This is a genomic window from Falsochrobactrum shanghaiense (genome assembly GCF_003149535.1).
Taxonomy (GTDB): Bacteria; Pseudomonadota; Alphaproteobacteria; order Rhizobiales; family Rhizobiaceae; genus Brucella; species Brucella shanghaiense.
On sequence record NZ_QGDB01000001.1, the window covers coordinates 356146 to 369694 of the forward strand.

Below are 13549 nucleotides of genomic sequence, written 5' to 3' on the forward strand. Positions count from 1 at the left end.
TTTCAGGCTGCAACGGGGACCGGTTTTGCGACCAGCGCTTCCGCCTTGTCGATGGCAGCGCCCGCGACCGCATCGCCGATGATGACCATGACGGGACCGGACAATTCGTCCCGCTCTTCGAGTTGGGGCAAATCCTTCAACGTGCCATGGAACAGGCGCTTGTCCTTGCGGCTCGCATTTTCGATCACGGCAACCGCCGTATCCTCATGCAGCCCCGCCGAAATCAGCCGTTCCGCAACGCAAGCGGCAACGGAAGCACCCATATAGACGGCGATGGTTGCGCCGGAGACAGCAAGCTTCGCCCAGCCGGGCAGCACATCGCCCGCCATATCGTGACCGGTGGTGAAGACCAGCGACGACGCCACGCCGCGCAGCGTCAGCGGCAATTCCATGTCGGCTGCGGCAGCAAAGGCCGACGTAATGCCGGGCACGACCTCGAAGCCGATATTTGCTGCACGCAGAGCCGCCATTTCCTCGCCCGCACGGCCAAAGACCAGCGGATCACCGGATTTCAACCGCACCACGCGCTTGCCTTCCTGTCCGAGCCGCACCAGAAGCTGGTTGATCTCATTCTGGCTTTTGGAGTGGCAGCCCTTGCGCTTGCCGACCGCAAGGCGCTCCGCATCGCGACGTCCCATGGCAATTATGCCTTCCGGCACCAGCGCATCGTGCACGATCACATCCGCTTCCATCAGCACGCGATGGGCGCGCAGGGTAAGCAGATCTTCCGCGCCCGGACCGGCACCAACCAGCCAGACATAGCCGGATGTCTCCTGCTTTTGCCCGATGAGTTCATTGACGGCGCTTGCAGCGGCTTCACGATCGCCGCTCTCGATGGCGCGCGCGACGGGACCCGAAAGAAAGCTGCGCCAGAAATTACGGCGCGCCAATCCCTTCGGCACAAGGCGTTCGACGCGCGGGCGCAAGCTTTGCGCGAAATCCGCCAGATCGCCCAGACGGGGAGAAAAAGCCGCTTCGATTTTCTCGCGCACCATCTGCGTGAGAACGGGTGCTGATCCTTCCGAACCGATGGCAATGGCAACCGGCGCGCGATTGACGATTGCCGGCGTCAGAAAATCGCAAAGCGCGGGGCGGTCCACCACATTGACCGGGATTTTCTTCTCCCTTGCACTGTCAGCAATGGCGCGATCCTGCGCCTCATCGCCGGTGGCGACAAAAACCAGCTTTGCTCCATCCAGATGTTCGGGCGCAAAAGGAAGAGCGATATGTTCCGCGCCTTGAACGGCGATGAAATCGCCAAGGTGAGGCTCCACATTCTGCGCGACGATACGCAGCCGGGCCGAAGTCTGGGCGACAAGCCGCGCCTTGTTCAGCGCTTCCTCACCGCCACCAACAATAGCAACCACTTCTTCCGACACACGGAAGAAGGCAGGAAAATCAGCCAGAAGACGTTGGGGTGCGAAAACCACGGCACTATCCTTTTTCAGATAGCGCCATTATTCCGTGCGTTGAGCAAATTTATAAGAAACGGGCTTGCGCGGGGCCAGCGCGCCGCGCATCGCTTTTTCGCGCAAAGAGGATTTGCAGGATTTTCATTCCCCGGCAGTGAAGAAGGCCGGGACGTGCCTTGGCCAGCGGCGTGGAAGCACGGCTACCAGATCAAAACGCAGCGACAGGCAGGCATGATCGGGCTGGCGTTGCAGCCACAGATCGGCTGCGGCCTCAATCCGGCGCATGGCTTGCGGCGTGACGGCAAGATGCGCGGCCTCAAGGCTGGCACGCGCCTTCACCTCGACGATGAGCACCAGATTGCCCCGACGCGCAATCAGGTCGATTTCGCCAAGCCGCGTGCGATAGCGCCGCGCGACGATGTGAAAACCCTTGAGCATGAGCGCGAGAGCGGCAAGACGTTCGGCGCTGTGTCCGCGAAAGAAGGCCATGCGCCTTTTTTCGCGAAGCGCCGTCATTCGTTTCCGGCCTTCAACTGCATCAGGCGCTGATAAAGCACGGATTTCTGTCCGCCGGTCATACGCGCCGCTTCGCCCGCAGCCTTGGATGGCGGCAGTTCCTGCGCCAGCGACAAAAGCAGCCTGTCGATGTCTTCCGCGCTTTGCGGTATTGCTTCGCTTAAAGGCGGGCCAACCAGCAGCACGACCTCGCCGCGAATGCGATCTTCACCATCAAATTGACGCGCCAGTTCGCCCAGAGGGGCGGTGACAATCGTCTCATAGGCTTTGGTCAGTTCGCGACAGAGCGCGCCTTCGCGGTCCTCACCAAATACTTCGACCATATCGGAAAGCGTTGCCGCCGCGCGATTGGGCGATTCATAGAAAACCAGCGTCGCATCGATGGGTTTGAGGCTTTCGAGCTTCGAGCGTTTCTGGCCGTGTTTTACGGGCAGAAAGCCGCAGAACATGAAAGCGTCCGTCGGAAGGCCGCAAGCCGCAAGCGCTGCAAGAACCGCCGACGCACCCGGAACCGGCACCACGCGAATGCCTGCCTCGCGCGCTTCGCCGACGAGCCGAAAGCCCGGATCAGAAACCAGCGGCGTTCCGGCATCTGAAACCAGCGCCACGCTTTTTCCCTGCGAAAGAGCGGCAATCAGCTTCGGGCCAGCCTCCGCCGCATTATGCTCGTGATAGCTGACAGGACGGCGTGAAATAGCGTAACGATCGAGCAAAACGCGGGTGACACGCGTATCTTCGCAAGCCAGAATATCGGCGCTCGCCAGCGTCTCGATCCCGCGCAGGGTCATGTCGCCAAGATTGCCGATAGGGGTCGAGACGATATAGAGTGCGGGTTCCAGCGGGCGCGCGCGCATCGGCGCACCGCCCAGCACATATTCGCGTTTCGCCTCGTCGGTAAAATCCGTCATGGGCGCTCCTATGCCGCCAGATCGGCGACAAGTGCATCGAGCACCAGCGCGCCTTCCGGCGTCGCACGGATGAAGCTTCCATCCATCGGCTCGATCATGCCTGCGGCAATCAATCGGGCAAGCCGGGTCTCCTCGACCGCATGGCCGGTCAGGCGGCGATAGCGTTCAAGATCGATGCCCTCGCGCAGCCGCAGGCCCATCATCAAAAATTCGTCGCCCTGCTGCCCGCCATCGAGATATTCTTCCTCGATAATGCCATGCCCGTGCCGCTCGACCTTTTCCACCCATGTTTCCGGGTGTTTTTCGGTAATCGTCACCGTGCGCACGCCATTTTCGATAAAACGGCCATGCGCTCCGGGACCGATGCCGACATATTGGCCATAGCGCCAATAGACCAGATTGTGCTGCGATTCGCGCCCCGGCACGGCATGATTGGAAATCTCATAGGCGGGAAGGCCGTGCGCCAGCGTCACCTTCTGCGTTTCCTCGTAAAGTGCCGCTGCGTGATCGGGGTCCGGCGTGACGAGCTTGCCCGCCTTCCACAGATTGTAGAATTGTGTGCCTTCCTCGATGGTGAGCTGGTAAAGCGAGAGATGATCTGCGGCAAGGCCGATGGCTTCTTTGAGTTCCTCGCGCCATGCCTCGATGGTCTGGTCGGGCCGGGCATAGATCAGATCGAAGGAAAGACGCGGGAAAATCTCACGCGCCAGACGGATCGCCGCCCTGGCTTCCTCGACCGAATGCATGCGGCCAAGCCTGCGCAGATCGGGATCGTTCAATGCCTGAATGCCCAGCGACACGCGATTGACGCCCGCCGCGCGATAGCCGCGAAAGCGGTCCGCTTCCACGCTGGTCGGATTGGCTTCGAGTGACACTTCTATATTCGCCGCCACCGACCAGTGCGCCGCAATGCCGTCAAGCAAGGCGCCGACGGTTTCGGGCAGCATCAGCGAAGGCGTGCCGCCGCCCAAAAATATGCTGGTGACGGTGCGCGGGCCGGTGCGTGCACGCAAGGTTTCCATTTCGCGATTGAAGGCGCGCGCAAAGCGCTGCTGATCCACCGGCTGGTGGCGGACATGGCTGTTGAAATCGCAATAGGGGCATTTGGCCAGACAGAACGGCCAATGCACATAAACACCAAAGGCGGTTTCCCCGTCCGCGCGTGCGATCGGCAGAATGTCGGCTGTCTTGCCGGTTGGGGAAAAATGCCTGTTCATATAGCCGCGTCCGAAACCGTGCCGAGGGTCTTTTCGGCAAAAAGTTTGAAGGCGCGAGCACGGTGTGAAAGTGCTGAAGCATCGCCCGGTTTCCAGCCGTGCTTTTCATCGGCTTCCATTTCGCCAAAAGTCTTTTCATAGCCATCGGGCAGAAATACCGGGTCGTAACCGAAGCCCTTATCGCCGCGCGGCGGCCAGACCAGCGTACCCTCGACCTCGCCACGATAATATTGCGCCTCGCCATCCGGCCAGGCAAGGCAGATGACGGAGACGAAACGCGCCTTGCGCTTTTCAGGCGTGGTTGCGCCCTTTTCCTGCAACAAATCTTCGACCTTTTGCATCGCCATGGCGAAATCGCGCGTGCCATCGGCCTTTTGCGCCCAATCGGCGGTATAGACGCCCGGCGCGCCATCCAGCGCATCGATCATGATGCCCGAATCGTCCGAAAGCGCAGGCAGGCCCGTGGCTTCAGCCGCCGCGAAAGCCTTGATATAGGCGTTTTCCTCGAAGGTTGTTCCGGTTTCATCCGGCTCGGGCAGGCCAAGCGCTGCAACCGAGCTGACTTCAAAGCCGAAAGGGCCAAGCAACCCGTCAAATTCGCGCAGCTTGCCTGCATTATGCGAGGCAACGATCAGCTTGCCTTTTTCCAGAGCTTTCATATCAGGTCCATACTTTCATCGCATTATCCGGACGCAAAACCGCTGCGCACTTTTGCTGGAAATGCTTTAATCCCATAATTTTGGTTCAGCAATTTCCAGTGAATTGCCAAAAGGATCGCGGAAATAAATCGAACGTGCGCCATTGGGCCATTCAAAATCCGATTCAATCGCAACGCCGTGCTTTTCCAGATGGCCGACCCAGCTATCAATCTCATCGCGTTCTGCCGCAAAACATACATGGCCCGGCCCGCTTGTGCCATGGGGCGGCACAGGCAGCGATCCGGGCGCGGGCGCTTTAAGCGTTTCCTCCGCCTTGAAGAGAAGCAATATGCCCTCGCCGCAACGAAAGAACGCATTGCGCCCACTCACCTTGCCCACCGGCTCGAGGCCCATGACATCGCGATAGAAGGCAATCGCCTGCGCAACATCACGGACATAAAGCGCGGTTTCAAGAATACGGGCTGCGCGCATGGTTCGGGCCTTCTCAATATGGAGAAGCCCCTGTCTATCAGGCAATCGCCATCTTCTGCAAGGACACCAGACGGTCGATACCGCCGCGCGCAAGGCGCATCAGCGCAGAAAACTCATCTTCCGAGAAAGGCTCCCCTTCCGCTGTTCCCTGAATTTCGACGATGCCGCCCTTGCCGGTCATGACGAAATTGCTGTCGGTCTGCGCAGCCGAATCTTCGACATAATCGAGATCGAGCACCGGCGCGCCTTCATAAATGCCGCAGGAAATGGCGGCAATATGATCCTTGAGCACTTTTTCAAAGCGCACCATCTGGCGCGCTTCCATCCAGCGCAGGCAATCATGCAGCGCGACCCAGCCGCCGGTGATCGCCGCCGTGCGCGTGCCGCCATCAGCCTGTATGACATCGCAATCAACCGTGATCTGGAACTCGCCCAATGCCTGCAAATCGACCACCGCCCGCAGCGAACGACCGATCAGGCGCTGGATTTCCTGTGTGCGTCCGCCTTGCTTGCCTGCCGCAGCCTCGCGGCGCATGCGGTCGCCGGTCGAGCGCGGCAGCATGCCGTATTCCGCCGTGACCCAGCCCTTGCCGCTGTTGCGCATCCAGCCCGGCACTTTTTCCTCAAGGCTCGCCGTGCACAGCACATGCGTGTCACCGAACTTGACGAGGCACGATCCTTCCGCATGTTTGGAGACGCCGCGCTCAAACGAGACGGCGCGCATTTCGTCAGCAGCACGCTTGGATGGACGCATGATAATTCCTCAATTTCTGCAATTCAATTTTCGATGCGGCTTTTTAGGCTGGCTGGCGCAAAATAGAAAGGAAATTCACCCCTAAGCGGCAAGATGAACGGCAATGCAGGTGTTAAGCCTTTGACGGCCCGGCCTGTAACCTTATATTTATGGTTGGAAATCAGAGAGTTTACAGACCGAACCATGATCAAATCGCCGGAACACCAATTGCTCAGTTCACTCGATCAAAGATCGCGCGATATTTTCCGGCTGATCGTCGACAGCTACCTCAATGATGGTGATCCTCTCGGCTCGCGCAATCTGTCGCGGCTTTTGCCGCAGAGCCTGTCGCCGGCCACCATCCGCAATGTGATGAGCGATCTGGAGCAGCTGGGCCTTATTTATGCGCCGCATATTTCGGCAGGCCGCCTGCCGACCCAGATCGGCCTGCGTTTCTTTGTCGATGCTTTTCTGGAGGTGGGCGATCTGCCGCCCGACGAACGTTCGTCCATCGAAGCGCAGGTCATGGCGGCGGGCAGCTCCAATTCCGTGGAAAGCGTGCTGACCGAGGCCAGTCAGGTGCTGTCGGGCCTGTCGCGCGGGGCGGGGCTGGTCCTTGCCACCAAGGCGGAAGGCGCCCTGAAGCACATCGAATTCGTGCGCCTTGAGCCAAAGCGGGCACTGGCGGTTCTGGTGATGCAGAATGGCGAGGTGGAAAACCGCGTCATCAATCTGCCAGCGGGCATTTCCACATCGCAACTGATCGAGGCGTCGAATTTCCTCAATGCGCATATTCACGGGCATACGCTGTCGGAAGCACGATCCGAGCTTTCCCGGCTTTCCGAGGAGACGCGGCAGGAGCTTGACCAGCTATCGCAGGAACTGGTGGCGCAGGGGCTTGCCGTGTGGAGCGGTGCGGGTACGGACCAGCCCGCACGGCTGATCGTGCGCGGGCGCGCCAATCTGCTCGAAAACATCCATGCGCAGGAAGACATAGAACGGTTGCGCCACCTGTTCGACGATCTGGAAACCAAGGACGGCATGATCCAGCTTCTCGATCTGGCGGAAGCGGGTTCGGGCGTGCGCATCTTCATCGGTTCGGAGAACAAGCTGTTTTCGCTGTCGGGGTCTTCCCTCGTCGTTGCGCCCTATCGCGATTCCGAACAGCGCGTCGTCGGCGCGCTTGGCGTGATCGGCCCCACCCGGCTCAATTATGCCCGTATCGTCCCGATGGTCGATTACACCGCCCAGATCGTGTCACGCCTGCTGCGCTAAACGGGGCAGACTTGCCAGGCAGGGGAAAATAGACCTTGATTTTGGCGGCGCGAAACTCAATATCCCGCTCAATGACATTCAAGACGGAAGAGCATTATGGCTGACGAAAAAAATACGACCGAAAACCCCGATCTTGAGCAGCGCGACATCAACAATCCCCGTGATCGTGAAGCTCTCAAGCGGGCGGCAGACGATTTTCTCAAAAGCCGCAAGGCGGAAGCGCGCGCGGAGGCTGCGGAAGACGAGGCAGAAGCGGCTGACGACAGCGCGGATGCGCTGGCAGCGCTTGAAGCGGAAAATGCCGGTCTGCGCGATCAGATGCTGCGCATGGCAGCGGATATGGAAAACCTGCGCAAGCGCACGCAGCGCGACGTGCAGGATGCGCGCAGCTATGCGGTGACGAACTTTGCCCGCGACATGCTTTCGGTTTCCGACAATCTTAGCCGTGCGCTTCAAGCTATTCCGGCGGACGCCAGAGAGACCGATGCCAACCTGAATTCGCTTGCCGAAGGCGTCGAGATGACCGAGCGCGTCATGTTGCAGACATTGGAACGCCATGGCGTGGTCAAGCTCGATCCCGAAGGGGGGAAGTTCGACCCCAATTTCCATCAGGCCATGTTCGAGGTTCCCAATCCTGACCTGCCGAACAATACGGTCGTACAGGTGGTGCAGGCAGGCTACGCCATTGGCGAGCGTGTTTTGCGCCCCGCAATGGTCGGCGTTTCAAAGGGCGGGCCCAAGGCGAGCGCGGACAATGGCGCTGCCGCTGCGCAAAGCGAAGGCGACGCCTGATCGCAGGGCCGCATTGATAGCAGCACAGGAAAGCGGCGGGAAACCCGCCGCTTTTTGCATCTGCGATGGAATTATCATTGCGCTCATGCGACTTCCGGTCAAAACTCCTCGCAAATCAGGAGGCCGAAACATGACGCTGATAGATCTGGCTAATTATGCGGGGGTTGTCGTTTTCGGCGCCACCGGCGCGCTTGCCGCCTCGCGCCGCCAGCTCGACATTATCGGCTTCATCTTCCTTGCCAATATTACCGGCATCGGCGGCGGCACGCTGCGCGATCTGGTTCTGGGCGACAGTCCCGTTTTCTGGGTCCGCGAACCGCTTTTCCTGCTCGCCGGAACGGTTCCCGCGATCATTGTCTATTTCACCGCCCATATGGTCGAATCACGCTATCGCCTCCTGCTCTGGTTCGATGCCATGGGCATGGCCGCCTATTCGGTCATGGGAGCCGCCAAGGGGCTTGCATTCGGCTTCAGCCCGGCGGTCGCGATCGTCACCGGCATTTTCACGGCCACGCTTGGGGGCATATTGCGCGACATGGTGGCGGGTGAGCCATCGGTGCTCATGCGCCGGGAAATCTATGTGACAGCCGCGCTTGCAGGCGCCAGCCTTTATGTGGGCCTCGTTTATCTTGGCATGGATTCCGCATTCTCGGCACTATTGGCAGCGCTGAGCGCCTTCATCATACGCGGCGGCGCGATTCAATTCGGCTGGAAACTACCGGTCTACAGGACCAATCCCGGCCGCACCGAAGGCGAACTCAGGCGCGACCGGATCGTCAGACCCGACGAATAAAGTATTCTGGCAATAAATCAGGCCAGCCCGGCCTGAGCAGCCAATGCCTGAAGGCTCATTTGCGGGCGCGGTCCTACCTGCTGGATGATCGTTCCGGCGGCAAGCGAACCAAGCCGTGCGCAATCTTCGAGCGAACGTTCCCTCGTATAGCCATAAAGGAAACCGGCGGCATAAAGATCACCGGCGCCGGTGGTGTCCACGACCTTATCCACCTCTATCGCGGGGACAGGCAAGATCTGGTCCGGGGTGACGACGAGCGCGCCCTCAGCCGAACGCGTGATGATTGCCAAGGGGCAATCCTTTGCGATCGCTTCCACGGCCTTATCCAGCGACTGCGTTTGATAAAGCGATTTTGCTTCATCTTCATTGGCAAAGACAATATCGACCGTGCGGCTGCGCATCAGCTCGAGAAACTCGTCGCGATAGCGGTCGACGCAGAACGGGTCCGACAGCGTCATGGCGATCTGCCTGCCATGTTCATGTGCGATCTTTGCAGCCATCACGATGGCTTCCTTGGCGCGCGGCGGATCCCACAGATAGCCTTCGAAATAGGTCACGCGGGCATCGGCCACCTTGGAGGTCTCGACATCTTCCGGCCCAAGCTCGACACAGGCGCCAAGAAACGTATTCATCGAGCGCTCGCCATCGGGCGTGACAAAGATCATCGAACGGGCGGTGGGTGCCCCTTTTTCGAGCGGGCGGGTATCGAAAGCGACGCCCTGCGCGCGAATATCATGGGCGAAGACGCGGCCCAGATGATCGGTGGCAACCTTGCCGAAATAGGCGGCGCGCGCGCCAAGGCTTGCAATGCCTGCCGCCGTATTGCCTGCGCTGCCGCCCGACATTTCCGTGGCCGGACCCATGCGGCTGTAAAGAAGCTCCGCGCGGTCGGCGTCGATCAGGTTCATTGCGCCCTTGACGATGCCATTGGTTTCGAGAAACGCATCGTCCGTGCGCGAAATTATATCGACAATGGCGTTGCCAATGCAAAGTACGTCGAATGTGGCCATGAGTGAACCGGGGCTCCCCTTTCGGTCTACCGCGCACTCCCGGCAGGAGCGTCGCGGCGGCGATTTGACATAAATCATGCGGGGCCGGTTTAGCCTGTTGAGCGGTCTTTGGCTACCCTGCCAGCTTCGCAGCTTGTGGGCAGAATAGCTTGCGCGAAAGAAAAAGCCTTCCTACTTTCATCCTATAAACCACACCAGACAGGCTCAAAATGGTCATCGACGCCGCACTGAAAGCACTTAATCGCCTGCTTACGCCCGGGTTTCGCTCGGTTTTCTGGAAATCACTCGGCCTGACGCTGCTGCTGCTCATCGGGCTATGGGTGGCGATCAGGCAGATATTCGTGGTTTTCGCCTGGCCGTGGATGGAGCAATTATTGCCCGGCATGCCCGAATGGGCCGGCTGGTTCGGCATCATCGCCGCTATCGCCGCAGGTCTTGGCCTCGCGCTGGTTCTGGCGCTGATGATTGCCCCCGTGACCGCCCTTGTGGCCGGTCTTTTTCTCGACGATGTGGCTGAAATCGTCGAAAAGGACGATTATCCGGGCGAAGCGCCGGGGACACCCTTGCCGCTCGGACGCGCTATCGTGGTTTCGCTCAAATTCCTCTGCATCGTCATTGCGGGCAATATCGTGGCGCTGCTCCTGCTTCTGGTTCCCGGCGTCAATCTGATCGCCTTTTTCGTCATCAACGCCTATCTGCTGAGCCGTGAATTCTTCGAATTCGCCGCCATGCGCTATCGTTCGGAGGCAGAGGCCAAAGCGCTGCGCTCGCAATATGGCGTGACAGTCTTTCTGGCCGGGCTGCTGATCGCAGCCTTCATGGCGATCCCGATCGTCAACCTGCTGACACCGCTTTTCGCCGCCGCGACCATGGTGCATCTGCACAAGGCCATTTCGCGGCGCGAAGCCGGAAGCTACACCTGAGCGGGTAAGGGCACCAGCGGCGCGGGAATATCGCAGGTCTTGGCAGGATATTTGCAAATGTCCGCAATCACGCAGTTTTCGCATTCGGGCTTGCGCGCCTTGCAGGTATAGCGCCCGTGCAGGATCAGCCAGTGATGGGCATGCAGCATGAATTCAGCCGGAATGATGCGCACGAGAATGGCCTCGATGGCGTCCGGCGTCTTGCCCGGCGCAAGCCCGATGCGATTGCCGATGCGCAGGATATGCGTATCGACCGCCATGGTTGGCTGGCCAAAAGCCATATTGAGCACCACATTGGCGGTCTTGCGTCCGACCCCCGGCAGCTTGACCAACGCGTCGCGATCCCCCGGCACCTCGCCGCCATGATCGCGGATCAGCGCCTCGGAAAGCAGAATGACGTTCTTTGCCTTGTTGCGCCACAGCCCGATGGTGCGGATATGTTCGCCGACTGTTTCCTCGCCGAGCGCCAGCATCTTCTGCGGCGTATCGGCAATGGCGAAAAGCGCCCGCGTCGCCTTGTTGACGCCCGCATCGGTCGCCTGCGCGGAAAGCACGACAGCGACGAGCAGGGTGAAGGCGTTCACATGCTCAAGCTCGCCTTTCGGCTCGGGGCGCTGCACGCAAAAACGGCGGAAAATCTCGTGAATCTCGCCTGCGGTATAAAGTGTGCCGGAAACGCGGCGCGGCCGACGCTGAGGCGCGCCGTTGGAAGCAGTACCGGAAGCGGTGCCGGAGGATTTGATTTTGGTCTTTTGCATTTCGCCTCTATACTTGCTTCCGGCCCAGAAAAACAATCCGCAGCTTGACGCAGCGCGCAGGCAGACCTCATGCAGTATCCAGACGCTACGCAACCCGACCGGTTCGACAGCCCCATTTTCGAAGCCTTGCTCACGCCCTATCGCTCACTGGGGCGGACAGGCTTCACGATATTGATGAGCGTTCTGATCACATGCTGGCTCTTTGTCAGCACCGTGTTCTGGTCGCTCGGCGCATGGCCGATTTTCGGCTTTTTCGGGCTGGATGTGCTGCTGATCTATCTGGCCTTTCGCTGGAATTACCGGGCAGCGCGGGCGCGCGAGGAAATCTCGGTGTCCCGCTCGACCCTGCTTATCCGCCAATATGCCGCATCGGGCAAGATGACCGCGCACAGCTTCAATCCATTCTGGACCCGTTTCAATGTGGCGCGAAAGCCGGATATAGGCATCACCTCCATGCGGGTGGAAAGCCGCGGCGACAGTGTCATCATCGGCAGTTTCCTCAATCCCGATGACCGCGAAAGCTTCGCTTCGGCCTTCGGCAAGGCGCTTTCCGAAGCCAAGCGCTAAGAAGACGCGCCACTCCCCCCATTGCCGGGTTTTGCTAATTTGCCCTTGAAGTCCGGCTTTTCAAAAGCCATATCACGGAGAGGAAAGAGACGCCGAAAGGGTGCTTTCCGGAACGGTCGCTTCGACAAGGACTGATAAAATGACAAGAATGACACCGTTTTCGAGTCCACTGCTGCTCGGATTCGACACAATGGAAAAAACGCTGGAACGCATAGCCAAGACCGGTGACGGTTATCCGCCCTATAATATCGAACGCCTGTGCGGCGGGACAGGCTCCGAACGGCTGCGCATCACGCTTGCCGTCGCAGGCTTTGCCAGCGAAGATCTGGAAGTGATGACCGAGGACAGCCAGCTCGTTATTCGCGGACGCCAGAGCGACGACACTGAGCGCGAATATCTGCATCGCGGCATTGCCGCCCGGCAGTTTCAGCGCGTGTTCGTCCTTGCCGAAGGAATGCGGGTGGTGGGCTGCGAGCTTAAAAATGGCCTTTTGGCCATCGATCTCGACCGGCCCGAACCCGAAAGGCTGATCAAGCGAATCCAGATCGCCGTCAAAGAATAGGCCGTTCAGCCTCGGTTCAGGCTGGAACCGCAATAATCAGAAACACCAAGCTCTCAGGCAGCATGATCAAAAATATGATATGCTGCGAAAATGGAGGCTAAAATGATGACCAGACAAATCTTCACCGAACAGGAATTCGCCCATCTGGGCGAGGGTGAATTGGCCTATGTGCGCAAGATTCGCTCTGACGAACTTGCCCGCAGCTTCCCTGCCCTTCCCCCTATCGCGCCGGGACTGGAACTCTGGGCGCTGTTTGGCGCCAGCGGCGAACCGATCGTGCTGTCCGATGTCCGCGCCACCGCATTGCAGGGCGCGCATGAGCATGAACTGCGCACGGTGATGCTGCATTAACCCGCTCTGCGCAATACACTCGAAAACAAGGCCGCCAGTCCTCATGGACGGCGGCCTTTTACATGGTACGCAATTTCAGGGGTGCGCAGTTTCAGGCCGCGTTCGAGGCCGGACGCGATGTCAGGAATGAATAAAGCGTTTGCGCGTCAAGGGTTCCACGCAGCTTGGATACGACCTCCGGGTCGCGCAAAAGGCGCGCAATACGCGACAGCGCCTTGAGATGATCCGCTCCGGCATTCTCCGGCGCCAGAAGCAGAAAAACCAGATCGACCGGCTGGTCGTCCAGCGCCTCAAAATCAACCGGGGTTTCAAGGCGGGCAAAAATTCCGGCAATCTTATTGATTTTCTCCAGCTTGCCATGCGGGATGGCAACGCCATTGCCGACTCCGGTGGAGCCGAGGCGTTCACGCTGGAGAATGGTTTCGAAAACTTCACGCTCAGGGAGACCGGTCAATTCTGCGGCCTTTTCAGACATAATCTGCAAAAGCTGCTTCTTGGAGCTGGCTTTCAGCGCCGGGATAATCGCCCCAGGCTGAATCAGATCACTCAGATCCATTCTCTCCGTTCCTTCTTCAATCAGGCCAGACAAGGCCCGGTTTGGA

At 59.5% G+C, this 13549-nt stretch carries 17 protein-coding genes; 7 read left to right on the forward strand and 10 right to left on the reverse strand.

Translation table 11 applies throughout. The features are described from left to right. Positions 1-2 precede the first annotated feature (2 nt). From cysG to rph, 7 genes are all read right to left on the reverse strand, one after another. Positions 3-1430 carry a siroheme synthase CysG gene (gene cysG, locus DKP76_RS01775; protein ID WP_109704701.1) on the reverse strand — a complete coding sequence of 476 codons (1428 nt, stop codon included), beginning with the start codon at positions 1428-1430 and terminating at the stop codon, positions 3-5. 123 nt (positions 1431-1553) lie between these two features. After that, on the reverse strand, positions 1554-1928 hold the full coding sequence (locus DKP76_RS01780) for a YraN family protein (protein ID WP_109704702.1): 375 nt from the start codon (positions 1926-1928) through the stop codon (positions 1554-1556). Then, the gene (gene rsmI / locus DKP76_RS01785; protein WP_109704703.1) at positions 1925-2836 is read right to left on the reverse strand and encodes a 16S rRNA (cytidine(1402)-2'-O)-methyltransferase; all 912 of its coding nucleotides are present in this window, start codon (positions 2834-2836) and stop codon (positions 1925-1927) included. The genes DKP76_RS01780 and rsmI overlap by 4 nt, the downstream gene beginning before the upstream one ends. Before the next feature lie 8 nt (positions 2837-2844). Continuing rightward, complete coding sequence (gene hemW / locus DKP76_RS01790; protein WP_109704704.1) at positions 2845-4053, reverse strand: radical SAM family heme chaperone HemW; 1209 nt, start codon at positions 4051-4053, stop codon at positions 2845-2847. Continuing rightward, the gene (gene rdgB / locus DKP76_RS01795; RefSeq protein WP_109704705.1) at positions 4050-4712 is read right to left on the reverse strand and encodes an RdgB/HAM1 family non-canonical purine NTP pyrophosphatase; all 663 of its coding nucleotides are present in this window, start codon (positions 4710-4712) and stop codon (positions 4050-4052) included. Before rdgB ends, hemW begins: the two co-directional genes overlap by 4 nt. A 66-nt stretch (positions 4713-4778) precedes the next feature. Next, positions 4779-5183: a VOC family protein gene (locus DKP76_RS01800; RefSeq protein ID WP_109704706.1), complete on the reverse strand. Its 405-nt coding sequence runs from the start codon at positions 5181-5183 to the stop codon at positions 4779-4781. A gap of 37 nt (positions 5184-5220) precedes the next feature. Beyond that, entirely contained in the window at positions 5221-5937 is a 717-nt protein-coding gene (gene rph / locus DKP76_RS01805; protein WP_109704707.1) for a ribonuclease PH, read from the reverse strand. Positions 5938-6120: 183 nt separating this feature from the next. Here rph and hrcA point away from each other — a divergent pair, with 183 nt between their 5' ends. From hrcA to DKP76_RS01820, 3 genes are all read left to right on the forward strand, one after another. Then, on the forward strand, positions 6121-7191 hold the full coding sequence (gene hrcA / locus DKP76_RS01810; protein ID WP_109704708.1) for a heat-inducible transcriptional repressor HrcA: 1071 nt from the start codon (positions 6121-6123) through the stop codon (positions 7189-7191). 96 nt (positions 7192-7287) lie between these two features. After that, positions 7288-7983 carry a nucleotide exchange factor GrpE gene (grpE, locus tag DKP76_RS01815; RefSeq protein ID WP_109704709.1) on the forward strand — a complete coding sequence of 232 codons (696 nt, stop codon included), beginning with the start codon at positions 7288-7290 and terminating at the stop codon, positions 7981-7983. Between the two features lie 130 nt (positions 7984-8113). Continuing rightward, positions 8114-8776 carry a trimeric intracellular cation channel family protein gene (locus tag DKP76_RS01820; protein ID WP_109705129.1) on the forward strand — a complete coding sequence of 221 codons (663 nt, stop codon included), beginning with the start codon at positions 8114-8116 and terminating at the stop codon, positions 8774-8776. A gap of 17 nt (positions 8777-8793) precedes the next feature. Here DKP76_RS01820 and DKP76_RS01825 read toward each other — a convergent pair whose 3' ends face one another. Beyond that, positions 8794-9786: an adenosine kinase gene (locus tag DKP76_RS01825; RefSeq protein WP_109704710.1), complete on the reverse strand. Its 993-nt coding sequence runs from the start codon at positions 9784-9786 to the stop codon at positions 8794-8796. A gap of 209 nt (positions 9787-9995) precedes the next feature. Here DKP76_RS01825 and DKP76_RS01830 point away from each other — a divergent pair, with 209 nt between their 5' ends. Further along, entirely contained in the window at positions 9996-10709 is a 714-nt protein-coding gene (locus DKP76_RS01830; RefSeq protein ID WP_109704711.1) for a sulfate transporter family protein, read from the forward strand. Here the strand turns inward: DKP76_RS01830 and nth are convergent. Then, entirely contained in the window at positions 10700-11467 is a 768-nt protein-coding gene (gene nth / locus DKP76_RS01835; RefSeq protein ID WP_109704712.1) for an endonuclease III, read from the reverse strand. The genes DKP76_RS01830 and nth overlap by 10 nt on opposite strands. A 69-nt stretch (positions 11468-11536) precedes the next feature. Here nth and DKP76_RS01840 point away from each other — a divergent pair, with 69 nt between their 5' ends. From DKP76_RS01840 to DKP76_RS01850, 3 genes are all read left to right on the forward strand, one after another. Continuing rightward, positions 11537-12034 carry a DUF2244 domain-containing protein gene (locus tag DKP76_RS01840; protein WP_109704713.1) on the forward strand — a complete coding sequence of 166 codons (498 nt, stop codon included), beginning with the start codon at positions 11537-11539 and terminating at the stop codon, positions 12032-12034. A 139-nt stretch (positions 12035-12173) separates the two neighbouring features. After that, positions 12174-12596 (forward strand): Hsp20 family protein, encoded by a 423-nt coding sequence (locus tag DKP76_RS01845; protein ID WP_109705130.1) that lies wholly within the window; start codon positions 12174-12176, stop codon positions 12594-12596. 90 nt (positions 12597-12686) lie between these two features. After that, a complete protein-coding gene (locus DKP76_RS01850) occupies positions 12687-12947 on the forward strand; it encodes a BQ00720 family protein (RefSeq protein WP_425349356.1) in 261 nt (86 codons plus the stop codon). A gap of 91 nt (positions 12948-13038) precedes the next feature. Here the strand turns inward: DKP76_RS01850 and ptsN are convergent, their stop codons facing one another. Beyond that, positions 13039-13503: a PTS IIA-like nitrogen regulatory protein PtsN gene (ptsN, locus tag DKP76_RS01855; protein ID WP_109704714.1), complete on the reverse strand. Its 465-nt coding sequence runs from the start codon at positions 13501-13503 to the stop codon at positions 13039-13041. Positions 13504-13549 lie beyond the last annotated feature (46 nt).

Excerpts from the sequence above, each read along its gene's own strand:
- rph (WP_109704707.1), bottom strand. The coding sequence starts at position 5,937 with ATGCGTCCATCCAAGCGTGCTGCTGACGAAATGCGCGCCGTCTCGTTT.
- grpE (WP_109704709.1), top strand. The coding sequence starts at position 7,288 with ATGGCTGACGAAAAAAATACGACCGAAAACCCCGATCTTGAGCAGCGC.
- rsmI (WP_109704703.1), bottom strand. The coding sequence starts at position 2,836 with ATGACGGATTTTACCGACGAGGCGAAACGCGAATATGTGCTGGGCGGT.
- DKP76_RS01840 (WP_109704713.1), top strand. The coding sequence starts at position 11,537 with ATGCAGTATCCAGACGCTACGCAACCCGACCGGTTCGACAGCCCCATT.
- DKP76_RS01845 (WP_109705130.1), top strand. The coding sequence starts at position 12,174 with ATGACAAGAATGACACCGTTTTCGAGTCCACTGCTGCTCGGATTCGAC.
- ptsN (WP_109704714.1), bottom strand. The coding sequence starts at position 13,503 with ATGGATCTGAGTGATCTGATTCAGCCTGGGGCGATTATCCCGGCGCTG.
- nth (WP_109704712.1), bottom strand. The coding sequence starts at position 11,467 with ATGCAAAAGACCAAAATCAAATCCTCCGGCACCGCTTCCGGTACTGCT.
- rdgB (WP_109704705.1), bottom strand. The coding sequence starts at position 4,712 with ATGAAAGCTCTGGAAAAAGGCAAGCTGATCGTTGCCTCGCATAATGCA.
- DKP76_RS01780 (WP_109704702.1), bottom strand. The coding sequence starts at position 1,928 with ATGACGGCGCTTCGCGAAAAAAGGCGCATGGCCTTCTTTCGCGGACAC.
- hemW (WP_109704704.1), bottom strand. The coding sequence starts at position 4,053 with ATGAACAGGCATTTTTCCCCAACCGGCAAGACAGCCGACATTCTGCCG.
- DKP76_RS01820 (WP_109705129.1), top strand. The coding sequence starts at position 8,114 with ATGACGCTGATAGATCTGGCTAATTATGCGGGGGTTGTCGTTTTCGGC.
- DKP76_RS01830 (WP_109704711.1), top strand. The coding sequence starts at position 9,996 with ATGGTCATCGACGCCGCACTGAAAGCACTTAATCGCCTGCTTACGCCC.
- hrcA (WP_109704708.1), top strand. The coding sequence starts at position 6,121 with ATGATCAAATCGCCGGAACACCAATTGCTCAGTTCACTCGATCAAAGA.
- DKP76_RS01800 (WP_109704706.1), bottom strand. The coding sequence starts at position 5,183 with ATGCGCGCAGCCCGTATTCTTGAAACCGCGCTTTATGTCCGTGATGTT.
- DKP76_RS01850 (WP_425349356.1), top strand. The coding sequence starts at position 12,687 with ATGGAGGCTAAAATGATGACCAGACAAATCTTCACCGAACAGGAATTC.
- DKP76_RS01825 (WP_109704710.1), bottom strand. The coding sequence starts at position 9,786 with ATGGCCACATTCGACGTACTTTGCATTGGCAACGCCATTGTCGATATA.